This window comes from Desulfallas thermosapovorans DSM 6562 (assembly GCF_008124625.1).
Classification (GTDB): Bacteria; Bacillota; Desulfotomaculia; order Desulfotomaculales; family Desulfallaceae; genus Sporotomaculum; species Sporotomaculum thermosapovorans.
In genome coordinates this window covers 77,518-90,268 of the sequence record NZ_VNHM01000002.1, presented here as the reverse complement: position 1 = coordinate 90,268, position 12,751 = coordinate 77,518, and the positions used below count along the sequence as shown (strand labels likewise).

15 protein-coding genes and 1 riboswitch are annotated in these 12,751 nt (G+C 50.2%); of the genes, 4 read left to right on the top strand and 11 right to left on the bottom strand.

Going from position 1 to position 12,751, the window contains the following annotated elements; genetic code table 11:
- Positions 1 to 32: 32 nt before the first annotated feature.
- Positions 33 to 198, bottom strand: a riboswitch (M-box (ykoK) riboswitch).
- 57 nt (positions 199 to 255) lie between these two features.
- The 10 genes from era to LX24_RS02215 form a co-directional block, all read right to left on the bottom strand.
- Complete coding sequence (gene era / locus LX24_RS02260) at positions 256 to 1,152, bottom strand: GTPase Era (protein ID WP_166510523.1); 897 nt, start codon at positions 1,150 to 1,152, stop codon at positions 256 to 258.
- Positions 1,153 to 1,204: 52 nt separating this feature from the next.
- Entirely contained in the window at positions 1,205 to 1,597 is a 393-nt protein-coding gene (locus tag LX24_RS02255) for a cytidine deaminase (RefSeq protein WP_166510522.1), read from the bottom strand.
- 14 nt (positions 1,598 to 1,611) lie between these two features.
- The gene (locus LX24_RS02250) at positions 1,612 to 1,962 is read right to left on the bottom strand and encodes a diacylglycerol kinase family protein (RefSeq protein WP_166510521.1); all 351 of its coding nucleotides are present in this window, start codon (positions 1,960 to 1,962) and stop codon (positions 1,612 to 1,614) included.
- A gap of 53 nt (positions 1,963 to 2,015) precedes the next feature.
- The gene (locus LX24_RS02245; protein ID WP_166510520.1) at positions 2,016 to 2,180 is read right to left on the bottom strand and encodes a hypothetical protein; all 165 of its coding nucleotides are present in this window, start codon (positions 2,178 to 2,180) and stop codon (positions 2,016 to 2,018) included.
- The gene (gene ybeY, locus LX24_RS02240) at positions 2,174 to 2,668 is read right to left on the bottom strand and encodes an rRNA maturation RNase YbeY (RefSeq protein ID WP_166510519.1); all 495 of its coding nucleotides are present in this window, start codon (positions 2,666 to 2,668) and stop codon (positions 2,174 to 2,176) included. The genes LX24_RS02245 and ybeY overlap by 7 nt, the downstream gene beginning before the upstream one ends.
- Before the next feature lie 64 nt (positions 2,669 to 2,732).
- The gene (locus LX24_RS02235) at positions 2,733 to 4,916 is read right to left on the bottom strand and encodes an HD family phosphohydrolase (protein ID WP_166510518.1); all 2,184 of its coding nucleotides are present in this window, start codon (positions 4,914 to 4,916) and stop codon (positions 2,733 to 2,735) included.
- Between the two features lie 5 nt (positions 4,917 to 4,921).
- Positions 4,922 to 5,917: a PhoH family protein gene (locus tag LX24_RS02230; protein ID WP_166510517.1), complete on the bottom strand. Its 996-nt coding sequence runs from the start codon at positions 5,915 to 5,917 to the stop codon at positions 4,922 to 4,924.
- The gene (gene yqfD / locus LX24_RS02225; RefSeq protein ID WP_166510516.1) at positions 5,907 to 7,175 is read right to left on the bottom strand and encodes a sporulation protein YqfD; all 1,269 of its coding nucleotides are present in this window, start codon (positions 7,173 to 7,175) and stop codon (positions 5,907 to 5,909) included. The genes LX24_RS02230 and yqfD overlap by 11 nt, the downstream gene beginning before the upstream one ends.
- A gap of 11 nt (positions 7,176 to 7,186) precedes the next feature.
- On the bottom strand, positions 7,187 to 7,471 hold the full coding sequence (yqfC, locus tag LX24_RS02220) for a sporulation protein YqfC (protein ID WP_166510515.1): 285 nt from the start codon (positions 7,469 to 7,471) through the stop codon (positions 7,187 to 7,189).
- 97 nt (positions 7,472 to 7,568) lie between these two features.
- Positions 7,569 to 7,811 carry a hypothetical protein gene (locus tag LX24_RS02215; RefSeq protein WP_166510514.1) on the bottom strand — a complete coding sequence of 81 codons (243 nt, stop codon included), beginning with the start codon at positions 7,809 to 7,811 and terminating at the stop codon, positions 7,569 to 7,571.
- A gap of 373 nt (positions 7,812 to 8,184) precedes the next feature.
- On the opposite strand from LX24_RS02215, the gene selD reads away from it, so the two are divergent.
- The 4 genes from selD (at position 8,185) to LX24_RS02195 (ending at position 12,088) form a co-directional block, all read left to right on the top strand.
- The gene (selD, locus tag LX24_RS02210) at positions 8,185 to 9,246 is read left to right on the top strand and encodes a selenide, water dikinase SelD (RefSeq protein ID WP_166510513.1); all 1,062 of its coding nucleotides are present in this window, start codon (positions 8,185 to 8,187) and stop codon (positions 9,244 to 9,246) included.
- A gap of 138 nt (positions 9,247 to 9,384) precedes the next feature.
- Positions 9,385 to 10,014 carry a sulfurtransferase-like selenium metabolism protein YedF gene (gene yedF, locus LX24_RS02205; RefSeq protein ID WP_166510512.1) on the top strand — a complete coding sequence of 210 codons (630 nt, stop codon included), beginning with the start codon at positions 9,385 to 9,387 and terminating at the stop codon, positions 10,012 to 10,014.
- Between the two features lie 185 nt (positions 10,015 to 10,199).
- Positions 10,200 to 11,270, top strand: a complete 1,071-nt coding sequence (locus LX24_RS02200) for a CoA transferase subunit A (RefSeq protein WP_166510511.1) — start codon at positions 10,200 to 10,202, stop codon at positions 11,268 to 11,270.
- A 5-nt stretch (positions 11,271 to 11,275) separates the two neighbouring features.
- Positions 11,276 to 12,088 carry a CoA-transferase subunit beta gene (locus LX24_RS02195; RefSeq protein ID WP_166510510.1) on the top strand — a complete coding sequence of 271 codons (813 nt, stop codon included), beginning with the start codon at positions 11,276 to 11,278 and terminating at the stop codon, positions 12,086 to 12,088.
- Between the two features lie 7 nt (positions 12,089 to 12,095).
- Here the strand turns inward: LX24_RS02195 and LX24_RS02190 are convergent, their stop codons facing one another.
- Complete coding sequence (locus LX24_RS02190; protein WP_166510437.1) at positions 12,096 to 12,710, bottom strand: hypothetical protein; 615 nt, start codon at positions 12,708 to 12,710, stop codon at positions 12,096 to 12,098.
- Positions 12,711 to 12,751 lie beyond the last annotated feature (41 nt).

Genomic DNA, 12,751 nt, shown 5'->3' with positions numbered 1-12,751 from the left:
CAGTAGAAATATGAAGACCAATAAAAAACATTCGCCTTCTTCACTCGTGCAGTTTTGGCTCTATACAGCTAGAGAATTTATCTCAGCCACATTAGGTAAAACCTTAATTCGGTAATACCTGCTAACCCGTTACTGTCTCTCGACATTTCCGGGCAGTGGCCTGTGTCTGCATAGTAGCCTCACCTAACGAAGAACAATATTTAATTATTATTCCAAGTATATCTTATTACTTACATGGATAATTGTCAAAAACTTTTATTCCTCCAGCAAACCGAAATTACGCATATCTATGTCCCGGTTACGCCAGTCTTTTTTTACCTTGACCCATAATTCCAGGAAAATTCGCGAGCCCAAAAGCGCCTCCATCTCCTGGCGAGCCCGCTGGCCCACTTCTTTAAGCATGCGACCACCCTTGCCGATTAATATACCCTTTTGACTTTCCCGTTCGGTATATATAACCGCCCGTACAGCCACCATATCCTGGTTTCTTTGTTCCACCTCCTCCACCACCACCGCTACCGAGTGGGGTACTTCCTGGCTGGTCAAATGCAATACCTTTTCTCTGATCAGCTCGGCCATAATAAACCGTTCGGGCCGGTCCACCACCACATCACCGGGGTAGTATTGGGGGCCTTCGGGTAGATAATCAATAATTATCTGCTTAAGACGCGACACGTTTTCTCCGGTAAGGGCCGATACCGGGACGATTTCGGCAAAATTACCGGCTTGCTGAAAAGCTGCTATTATGGGCACCAAATCGCCTGGTTTAACCAGGTCTATTTTGTTAATAGCCAGCAGCACGGGACCCGTCACTTTTTTAAGCTGTTCCAGCATATAACGGTCCCCGGGGCCGGGCATGGCCGCTTCCACCAGCAGCAGCACCACATCAACTTCCCGCAGGGTATTCAGGGCTACCCCCACCATATGTTCACCCAGTTTGTGCTTGGGCTTGTGGATACCGGGAGTATCAATAAATACGATCTGGTAATCCTGGCCGGTAAGCACGCATTGTATTTTATGACGGGTTGTCTGGGGCTTATCTGACATGATGGTTATTTTTTGACCCAACATGCTGTTTAGTAAAGTGGATTTTCCCACATTGGTTCGCCCTACAATGGTTACGAAACCTGATTTGAAAACTGGATCTGGCATAGTAAACCTTTATCGTTCCTTTCGTTATAGAGGATAAAACTGCCGGCACAACTTAAATACGTGTGCTCAGCGAAAAAGCCGAGGGTAGTAATTCCGCGACAGTTGTTTCCCGGTATGCACCATGCCGGTTGGCCAGATATACCCTGGTACCGGTGTCAAACTCAGCCAGCACCTGACGGCAGGCCCCGCACGGACTGCAGTATTCCTCGGTGCCGGCGGCCACCGCCAGCGCGGCAAATTTACGTTCTCCATTGGCTACAGCAGTAAATAGAGCTACCCGTTCCGCACAGACTGTCAGACCATAGGATGAGTTTTCCACGTTGCAACCGGTATATACCCTGCCACCGGTTGTAAGAAGCGCCGCACCCACCGCAAAATTTGAATAAGGCACGTAGGCATTTTGCCGGGCTTCCAAAGCCAGGGCAACCAATTGTTCCGGTTTCATTCCCTCTCCTCTCCTTAAACCCGCAAACGGGGCCAAATTAATAAATAAGCCACTACCAGTGCATTTAATGCAGTAAGCAACACAGCACCGGCAGCCACATCTTTAGCAATTCGGGCCAGCCGGTGTTGCCGGGGGGACACCAAATCCACCACCGCCTCCAGGGCTGTATTGAACATTTCCGCAGCCAGCACCATAAATATCGTTACGGCAAGCAGCACCAACTCTCCCGGTGGCAGTTTCAAGTACAAACCGGCGGCCGCTGCCACTAGCGCTGCCAGCAGGTGAATTTTCATATTACGCTGGGTACTCACAGCGTAAAGTATACCGCTTATGGCCCAGCGAAAGCTGCGCAGCAGGCTGAACAACCGCCATCACCTCTTTACAAAATAGTTCTTTTACAACATAGCTAATGTCAACTTCAATGCCCGGCTTTTAACCGTTCAACGCCTGGTTCAAGTCCCACCTCAAGCGGCGGCAATTCAGTCCCCTTGCCGGGCATGTTATCTTTCAACCATTCAAGCTTATGGGCATGCCTTTCCAGGGCGCAAAACATATAAAAATATTTCCTCCAGACTTTCAACACCCGGCACCACCGGGGGTGGTAGTGCCATTGGATGCGGGAAGGCCCGCTTTGGTCAGGATGTTTTCCTCCTGTACGCGCATTTTTTGTTTGCCGGGCCGGTCCCCGTGGTCATAACCCAGCAGGTGCAACACACCGTGTACGGTCAGGTAGGCTACCTCCCGGGTAAAACTATGACCGTATTCAGCGGCCTGGCGCCGGGCGGTTTCCAAAGATATCACCACATCACCCAGCATGGGTTCGTCTTCATCCCCGGGCATGGCGGGACCTTCCAGCATGGCGAAGCTCAGCACGTCCGTGGGACCGTCAACGCCCCGGTATTGCCGGTTTAAACCAGCAATATAATCATCATCCACGAATACCAGACTCACCTCGACGTTTTCAGGTATGTCGTGCTCCTCAAGGGCCCAAGCCACCACCCGGGTGAGCAATTGCTCCAGGTCAGGACCAACTGGTACCTTTTCCTGTATATTGTTTATTAATACCGGCACTTAAGTTTTCTCCTTTCCATTCCCAGTAACCCGTAAAAAATATCAACCTCTACTTAAAACTTAATCAACCGGTACCTTTTCCCGCAGATTGTTTGCGATTACCGGCGCGTTTACTATTCCTTCTTTCCATTTCCTTGCTCATATCCGGGTATTCTATCCTGTTATGAAATATTCCTGACAGCACCCTTAAAAATGCGCCGGCTATAATATTTAGGTCCTTCAATGTGAGGTCACATTCGTCAAGTTGCTCGTCCATAAGCTTGTCCTTGATTATTTTGCGCACCATCCCCTCCACCCGGCCGGGGGTACGGTTTGGCATGGAACGAACCGCCGCCTCCACCGCATCGGCAAGCATCACAATGGCTGCTTCCTTGGTTTGGGGCTTGGGTCCTTCATACCTGAAGTCATCTTCGGACACGCTTTCATTTTTATTATTTTCCGTCGCCTTGTGGTAAAAGAAACTGCATAAACTATTACCATGGTGCTGTTCGATTATTTCAGTAATGCCCAGGGGCAATTTGTGCTCCCGGGCCAGTTCCACCCCGTCTTTGACATGGGAAGTCAAAATAAGGGTGCTTAAAGTGGGCGCTATTTTGTCATGGGGATTTTCCCCCCCCATCTGGTTTTCAATAAAGAAATAGGGACGTTTTATTTTTCCGATATCGTGATAATAGGCCGCCACCCGTACCATAAGGGTGTCTCCCCCCACCGCGTCCGCTGCCGCCTCGGCCAGGTTACCCACCAGCAAACTATGATGATAGGTGCCCGGTGCCTCGATTTGCAGGCGTCGCAAAAGCGGGTTGCCGGGGTTGGACAATTCTAAAAGGCGCACGGAAGAGGTAATACCAAAGGCACTTTCCAGATAGGGTATGGCCCCGTTGGTCAAAATGGAGGATAGTATGCCGTTGACGGTACCCAGTACCAGGCTGGAGGTAATCAATAGGCCAGTGGGTGTGCCATCCACCAATCCCATGGTAAAAATAGCCGCCACATTGGCCGCACCGGTATAAAAACCGGCCCGGGCCATATCACCCCGCTGGCTGAGCTTGCTCACCCCGTAAACGCCGGTAAAACCGCCGATAAGGGCCACCGCGGCGAACCTGATCTGACCACCGGTCATAATGGCCAGTAAAAAACTCATAATGGCCACCACCAGGACGGCCAAACGGGAATCCAATAGAATGGCGATGAGCATACCCGCCGTGGCAATGGGGGCGACGTAAGCCAAAAGAGCCCCGAATTCAGGCCACTGGGTGATGTTAATGGCAATGATAGCCTTGGATACGCCCAGCACACCAATTACAATGATACCCATCAAATATAAATGGCCGGCATGATTATATATTTCCCTGTTTTGCTGGTAAAGGTAAAAAAGAACCACCAACATCAACAGGGCCACCAGCAAGGCCGAACCCAAAATGGAGGAAACCGGCAAAATGGGACGGGAGAGACCCAGTGCCTCCAGCTTGGCAATATGTTCCTCGGTGACTATCTCCCCCACACCGATAATCTTTTCCCTTTCCTTAATGGTCACCATCACCGGGGGTACCGCCTCCCGGGCCGCCTGCTGCAAACGCTGGGTTTTATCGATGTCAAAGAATTTATTAGGGCGCAGGTAATAGCTCACCATTTCCGCCGCCAGCGTTTTATAGGAGCTATTCAACTGTAAATTATTAACCTCACTCACCAGGTAGTTTTCCACATTTTTAATATTTTCCTGGGTTATACCCTCCCTTGCCTCCATAGCCCTGGCTATCATAGAGGTCAGACTGTTTCTCACCCGCTCCAGGCTTCCCGGATCAGGGATGGCCAGTGTGGTAAGAACATCACCGGGCAGGCTGAAGGGGATTTCCTCTTCCAGCCTGGCTATTTTTTCGCTTTCATCTAGCCCGGCATCCATTTGTATCTCACCGATGGTATTTACCAGCGTGGAAATGTTCTGTTGCACATCCACGCTTACCCGCGGGTCGGTAATATATTGCTGTTCCACCTGGTTGGCCGCTAAATTTTTGGCCTCCTCGGTTTTTACCTTGTCTTGAAAGATCACGCTGCGAGGGGCAAAAACATTGGTGGGCGAAACCTGTCCCACCACCAGGTTAACCCTTTGGGGCATAAACTCCACGGAAATAAGTAAAGTCAGCAACACAAAAAACAAACCAGCGGCCATCCCCCTGCGCACTTTGCGCTTGCCGACCAGCCGGTTTAAGCTATCCGCCAGTTTTCCCCTTACCGCACCCAGAGAAAACATTTATATCACACCTCAGTTCTTTCCGCCAAAGCACCTTTTTCCTCATAAGCCTGGACTATTCGCTGGACCAAAGGATGTCTGACAATGTCCTCACCGGTAAAATGATGAAAAGCTATCCCCTCGATACCATCAAGCACTTGACGAGCGTGCACCAATCCCGATTGTTGTCCCCTGGGCAGGTCCACCTGGGTTTCATCGCCGGTAATCACCGCCCGGGAGCCGAACCCCAACCGGGTTAGAAACATTTTCATTTGTTCGGGGGTGGTATTTTGGGCCTCGTCTAAAATAACAAAAGAATCGTCCAGCGTCCTACCCCGCATGTAAGCCAGGGGTGCGATTTCAATAACCTGCCGCTCCAGGTATTTTTGGGTATTTTCAATACCCAGCACATCATAAAGGCTATCATACAATGGCCGCAGGTATGGATCCACCTTTTCCTGCAGATCGCCGGGTAAAAACCCGAGCTTCTCACCCGCCTCCACCGCCGGCCTGGTCAGCACTATTCTGTTCACAGCCCGGTTGCGCAGTTCCCTTACCGCCATCACCACCGCCAGGTATGTTTTACCCGTACCGGCGGGTCCCAGGGCGAATACCACGTCATGTTTATGCAACTTCTCGATATATTGCTGCTGGCCTATTGTTTTTGGTTTAATTTTTTTACCCCGGGCTGTTACCAGTACCACATCCCTGGCCAGTCCGGTCAGCGCTCCGGCATGGCCGGAATTTACCGACTTAATGGCATAATTGATCTCGTGTTTGGTCAACCGGTTGCCGGCCTGGTAATATTCCTGTAACTGTTCAATTATTTTTCTTGTTTTTTGCACCTGTTCACTTTGTCCCATGATGACCAGCTCTTCACCCCGGGCTACCATTTTCACCCCCATCGAGTTTTCCACCAAAGACAAGTTCTCATCATGTTTGCCAAATATTTCTGCCGCAGCACCAATATCATCAATTATAATTCTGGTTTCCGTTACCCGTGCACCTGTATTATCCGTCAATACCAGAGCCTCCTCCACCCGGTTGATGAGGTTTTTCCACAGTTATTTCCTCCAGCGTTTCCACCTGGAGCCGAACCCGGACAATATCCTCTTCACTGGCGGTCTTCACTTCCTGCAATTTTGTTTGCAATATTTTAACATTACCGGGCATCCTGCCACGCAATTCCTCCATTGCCCGGTCACCGGCCAGGTCACGGGCCTCGGCCCGGCTTATTTTATTAATATAAATATCTTGTTCTACATATTTAACCGTTATAAATTCGACGGGTACATTAATATTCCTCCATTGGGGCAGCCTTTTAACTTCGGCGTGTTCAGCATAATGAGTATAGGGCACTTGCCGGGGACCCATTAAAATTATTTCCTTGCCCCCGATTTTCATGCAAAGTTTGGTAATCTCCCGCCCGGTGGGCCTGGTTATCTTTTCCTCCAGTTTGATTTCTTTATAGTCATCATACCATACCCGGGCCCGAACAATACCCCGGGCATGCACATACTGCACCGGCGGCCGCTGCTCATCCTCTTCCGGCATATCAGCATTATTTTCATCTTCTTCATCAATTTCCGGGGGAGGTATAGCCGCCGAAATTAAAACCTGACCGGCGGTTACTGTGTCCCCCTCCTGAACCAGCGGGTGACCGGAAAGTACCAGTATTTCTTTAATGAGACCGTCCTTTTTGGCCACCAGGTCTACGGGATGTTCTCCGTTATCGGGTGGTAATACCTTTTCCACCACTTTAACAACCACCCTTGTCCCATCAACAGTCACACCTACCCATGCCAGGCCGCCCACCTGCTGCATAACCGCCTTTTCCAGTTTCGCCGTATCCAAAGACCACCTGGGCACCCCGCGATGCAGGCCGGCTTTGCGGAGAACCCCGGCTATTTTTTCATCATCCACTGCATTATTGCCTGTTATGTCAATAAACCATACAAAAGAAGATAGTGCATACAGTACAACGACAAAAAACAGTGCCCCGCCCACCAACGCCCGGCGGCGACGCAACCTGCCGGCATAAAATGGTAAACCGTACCGGTGCATAATTTGAAACCGGCAGCGTGTCATACGGGCCACATGACGCAAGGGTTGTACATCCCTGCGCCGTACATTTAGCGCCACCCGTTCTCCGATGGCACCTGTGATTCCCCAGAGATAAATACCCCGGGTGGTGGCCAGGTTGACGAACTTTTCCAGGCATTCCTCGGGGAGGGTAATAGTTACATAACCGTCTAAATAATTTAACAGCTTGAAAAACATTCTCCACCCCCCTAACTTAGAAAAGTAAGGCCGGTTATTTGCCCCTCCACGCATATTTCGTCAGGCATAATATTGCGCAGGGTCAAGTTTTCACCGGTCACCTCGATCACTTTGTCGCTGACCACCACCCGCACCAAGTGGGGGTTATATTCCTGAATACCGCGATGATTTTCGATAAATACCTGCAGGTTACCCACTAACACGATTTTGGGCAAATCCAGCATAATATCCCCCGGTAATTCCAGGTAATCTGAAAATTGTCTTTTAACTTTGTTTTTCAAGTCCTTCCAGGCCATAAAAAATCCCTCCTCGCCACTAATTTATGCGGCGGGGAGGGGAAAAATAACGGCTGTCTGGTTAAATATGCCATTATTTGACCTGCACGCTATTAATTTAATTGTTCTGTTTTTTCTGCATATCCCGCAAGGCATCCGAAATAACTTCGGCAGATATGCCACCGTGGAAGCGAGGTTCATCGTTAATCACCGTAAGGGGCAAACGCACCCGGGGTAAAATAGATTCGATTTTGGGATAATCCTTCACTGCCTCGGTGGAAACATCCACGAATTTCACATTAACTTCGTCGCCAAAACTCCCTTTTAAGGCAATGCCTAATTCCTCGGCCTCTTGTTTCATGGTCTTTTCTGATCCGCAACCTGCGGAGGGCCTGGGGCCTCAGCCAACATGGGGCGTGGGAGCATTTAAACCGAAAATAATAACTTCAAATGGTTGCAATGTTATTTCCTCCTTATATATCGTTAAACTAATTTACCTTCAAATTTTATCATAACCTGTATCTTTAATGTATACCTTTACTATTTTTTTTATAGCCTGCACACTTAAAAATAAGCATATTTTTTTGCTGATACCCGTTCTATAAAATTATTTTATCATTTCCATAAAGGATTTATTAAATATGAACAGAATATTCCACTGACATGCCCCGTGAATATAATGTTAATTTTATGCCCGTTAGGTGGCATGCTATATTAAAGGAGGCCCACAGGCTATGTCTGATAACGCGATAAAGCTTACCGCCCTGGCCAAGACACCCGGGTGAGCGGCTAAAATAGGGCCGCATACCCTGTCGCAGGTACTGCGACACTTACCCGTATCCAGTGACCCGGGTCTTTTGGTGGGGCTTGACACTTCGGATGACGCCGCGGTATACCGCCTGAATGAGCACCAGGCCTTAATACAAACCGTGGATTTCTTCACCCCCATGGTGGATGATCCCTATCTGTTCGGCCAAATTGCCGCCGCCAACGCCCTGAGTGATATTTATGCCATGGGAGGCAAACCGCTTTTGGCATTAAATATAGTATGCTTTCCTGATTGCCTGCACACCGCCATACTGGAGGAAATCTTAAAGGGCGGGGCCGACAAAGTGGTGGAAGCGGGCGGTATTATTGCCGGGGGACACACGGTCCGCGATGATGAACCCAAATACGGGCTGGCGGTGACCGGCCTGGCAGCACCCGAGGGTATTATTTCCAACGCCACCGCCCGGCCCGGAGATTGTTTAGTATTAACCAAACCCCTGGGCACCGGTATTATCAATACCGCCATCAAAGCCGGCCTGATATCCACCGCAAGCGTGGAAAAGGCAGTACAATGCATGTCCGCATTAAATAGCGAAGCTTCTATGGCCATGCGGCGCAACCGCGCCAGCGCCTGTACCGACATCACCGGATTTGGCCTGCTGGGACACGCCGCCGAAATGGCCGCGGCCAGTAAAGTAAGCCTCGAAATTTATTTTTCCGCCGTGCCGTTGCTGCCGGAAACAACGGCGATGGCCCGCATGGGTATTATACCGGGAGGCGCCTACGACAATAAAAACCACCTGGGTGATCAAATAGCCCTTGACACATCGCTGAGGCCGGAAGAACAAATGATACTTTTTGATCCCCAAACCTCGGGCGGATTGCTCATTGCCGTAAAGGAAGCGGCAGCGAACCGGCTGGTGGCGGAGCTAGTGGAAAGAGGCGTAACAGCGGCTGTGATAGGCCGGGTAGTGCCGCCCGGGGAAAAACTGATTAGTGTCATGAAACTGCCTGATAGGCCTTTATAGTACTTTAGAGTTTGTTTGAAAAGCAGGCTTTGGCGGGCACCGCAAAAACCAGCCAACGTAGAAATTATAAGTGGATTTGGCACGGACTTTTCTAACAGCCCATTTAAAACCAGTTCAAGCTCACAAGGAGGCAATAGCATGAGCCCTAAATTAGTGGACTGCCGGGGACTGGCCTGTCCGAACCCGGTCATAAACACCAAAAAAGCTCTGGAGGAAACAGCTGACGGCACCATCATCACCATTGTGGACAACGATGTGGCCCGGCAAAACGTCATGTTGTTCGCCCAAAACGCAGGCTGCCGGGTGAGCGAACAACAAAAAGACGGCGCATATTATTTGACCATAACCCGTGGCGATGCCCCGCCCGCAACAGGCCAAACCGCTACAAATCACTCCGGGGACAACGCCCGCACTTTGGATGCGTCCCCTGACAGACCGGTTTATTTTATCACCACCAACGCGCTGGGACAGGGGTCCCCGGATTTGGGGCAGGTACTGATAAAAAGCTTGTTTACCACCCTGGCAGCCATGACCCCGCCACCGGCAGCGTTGTTATTTTTAAATACCGGGGTGTTTTTAACCTGTGAGGGCAGCCCCGTCCAGGAGCAACTGGAAAAACTACACGCCTCGGGCACCGCCGTGCTATCCTGCGGCACCTGTCTGGAATATTACCGGATTAAAGATAAACTTTTACTGGGCAACATATCCAATATGTTCGAAATAAACAATTGGCTCACAGGACCGTATAAAACTATTACCATCGCTTAACACCGGGGCAAAGCGATATTGTTCAAGGTTATTTAAGCAATATATCCCACCGAAACGGCAATAAACCCTGTAACAAGGGTTTATTGCCGTGTATTTTGTATTTTTATTATTTTCAAAATAATCTACTCAGTCATTATGATATAATTGTTGTGCAACATAACAATTCACAAACAACGGAGGATTTTATGTACTGGACTGGATTTACGCCGGATGAAGCCAGGGAAATCCTTGTCAACAAGGATAAATCCAAAAGGGACAAGCGTATGGAATTGGCCGAGGCCATCGATATCTTTGTCAAAGACGGCTATAACATTGGCATTGCCGGTTTTGTAAATAGCCGTCAACCCGTAGCCGCAATTCATGAAATAATCAGACAGGGGAAAAAAGATTTAACCCTCTCTTTTCAATCCGCCGGGCTGGCCGTGGAATACCTGGCCGGTGCCATGGCCCTTGACCCAACCCGGTGTTCAATTAAGCGGTTGGAATTTGCCTATTGGGCTCACGAATCTTTCGGCATATCACCGCTGTTTCGTTATTTGGCCGAAAGCGGTAAAGTAGAATTGGAAGATTGGAGCAATTTTAATATGTCGGCCCGGTTTAAAGCCGGTGCCATGGGTATCCCCTTTATCCCCTGCCGTAGCCCGCTGGGCAGTGATGTGATGCAGGCCAACCGTTCCAAAATAATGGAATGTCCCTTCACCGGCGACCCGGTAGCCTTACTGCCCGCCGCACACCCCCATGTGGCCGTAATACACGTACAGGAAGCCGATATTTACGGCAACTGTAAAATTAAAGGGCCGCTGTTCACTTGTCCTGAGATAGCCATGGCTGCAGGTTATACCATATTAACCTGCGAACGGATAGTGGACCATGAAAGAATTATCAATGATCCCAACCGGGTGAATATACCATTCTTTGCCGTGGACGCGGTGGTGGAAGTACCCTTCGGCGCTTACCCCGGCAACTGTCATAGTCATTATTATTTTGACGAAAGACACATCAAAGAGCTGCAGGCAGCGGGAGAAGCCTTTCGTAAAGGTGACCGAAAGCCACTGGAAAATTATTATACACACTACATTTATGAGGTTAAAAATACAGCAGAATTTCTCAGTAAGATACCTTATAAACAACTGCAGCACATTCAACAAATTGAAATTAGGGACTTTCGCCTTATCCACAGCGTATCACGATCGGATAACGGCGCAAATGCAAAATCTCCGGCCATGCTCCACAGACAACTAAGCAGCGGGAGGTGAACAACATGGAAATTCTTGACACTTATGCCGATGATTTTTCTCCCCAAGAAATGATCGTTGTGGCGGGAGCCCGCCTACTGGAAAATAACAAGGTGGTGTTTGCAGGTACCGGGCTGCCGATGGTGGCCATAACCCTGGCCCAGCTTACCCATGCCCCGGGCATCATACCGGTGTTTGAAGCCGGGGCGGTGGGGCCGCGCTTGACCAGGGGGCTGCCTCTTTCAGTGGGTGATTCACGAACCACCAGCAAAGCCATGTATTTGCAGGGGCTCAATTCAGCCTTTGAACTGGCTCAGCGTGGTTTTTGCGATTATGGTTTTATCGGCGGTGCTGAAATAGATGTTTATGGCAATCTAAACTCCACCATGATCGGAGATTTCCCGGCGCTTTACCAAAGCCCCAAAGTACGCTTGCCAGGCAGCGGCGGTGCCAGTGATATGGCCGCTTCCTGCGAGCGAACTATTATCATCATGGTGCACGAGAAGAGACGTTTTAAGGAAAAGTTGAGCTATTTGACCAGCCCGGGCTTTTTGGACGGCAGCCCCGGTGCGCGTAAAAGAGCCGGGCTGGTGGGCAAGGGGCCATACCGGGTGATTACCACCCGGGCAGTGTTGGGGTTTGATAATGAAACAAGGCGCATGAAACTTTTAGCCACCATGCCCGGGGAAACTGTGCAAAGCGTGCAGGAAAATACCGGTTTTGATCTGCTGGTTGACGACAATGTTTACCAGTTTGAGCCGCCTTCCCGGGAGGAAATCAGGCTGGTACGTGATGAAATTGATCCCGAAGGTTATTTTATCAAGAAAATAATCAAGTGAATTCTCTTTATCGAAATAGACCGCGATGGCGTCTATTTCTACCGCCACGGGAGTTTAGCACTTCGCCGAGGATCATGCTCCCCAAAATGGTTCTTTTGCTGTGTATTGCAGTAGCCAGCGGATTACCGGCACGCCGCCACATTCGGTTTGCCGTGGGTTTTTGTGGTATGGTGGTAACGGTATCGTCAACAGGACCGGTATCCTTTATTGTTTCTGCTGCCGCAGGTTGCTGCCTCCGGTTAAAGACCGGTTCCTCCAATTCCACCGGCCTTTCCCATTCCCACGGGCTGTCGGGCGACGGAACGTTTCCGCTGCGGGGGGGCCTGTTCCACGGGCCGGGTAGAGGGCCGTCCTCGCCGCGGGTATCCCATGGGCCGGGCAGAGGGCCGTCCTCGCCGCGGGCATCCCATGGGCCGGGCAGGAGGCCGTCCTCGCTGCGGGCATCCCATGGGCCGGGCAGTGGACCACCCTCATTTCTACAAATTGCGTCGCCCGAAGCGGTATGTTCAATATCCCCCCGGGGCGGGCGGCCAGGCCTTCGGGGTAGGTTACCTCTGTTTTTGCCCATGATTCTGCTCATTATAAGATATGCTATTATCAGTATAATGATTGTAGTGCTCACGGCTATATGCCCCCCATTTTCTTTGGTATTATGCTGGCAAT

Excerpts from the sequence above, each read along its gene's own strand:
- era (WP_166510523.1), bottom strand. The coding sequence starts at position 1,152 with ATGCCAGATCCAGTTTTCAAATCAGGTTTCGTAACCATTGTAGGGCGA.
- LX24_RS02255 (WP_166510522.1), bottom strand. The coding sequence starts at position 1,597 with ATGAAACCGGAACAATTGGTTGCCCTGGCTTTGGAAGCCCGGCAAAAT.
- LX24_RS02235 (WP_166510518.1), bottom strand. The coding sequence starts at position 4,916 with ATGTTTTCTCTGGGTGCGGTAAGGGGAAAACTGGCGGATAGCTTAAAC.
- yqfD (WP_166510516.1), bottom strand. The coding sequence starts at position 7,175 with ATGTTTTTCAAGCTGTTAAATTATTTAGACGGTTATGTAACTATTACC.
- yqfC (WP_166510515.1), bottom strand. The coding sequence starts at position 7,471 with ATGGCCTGGAAGGACTTGAAAAACAAAGTTAAAAGACAATTTTCAGAT.
- LX24_RS02215 (WP_166510514.1), bottom strand. The coding sequence starts at position 7,811 with ATGAAACAAGAGGCCGAGGAATTAGGCATTGCCTTAAAAGGGAGTTTT.
- yedF (WP_166510512.1), top strand. The coding sequence starts at position 9,385 with ATGAGCCCTAAATTAGTGGACTGCCGGGGACTGGCCTGTCCGAACCCG.
- LX24_RS02200 (WP_166510511.1), top strand. The coding sequence starts at position 10,200 with ATGTACTGGACTGGATTTACGCCGGATGAAGCCAGGGAAATCCTTGTC.
- LX24_RS02195 (WP_166510510.1), top strand. The coding sequence starts at position 11,276 with ATGGAAATTCTTGACACTTATGCCGATGATTTTTCTCCCCAAGAAATG.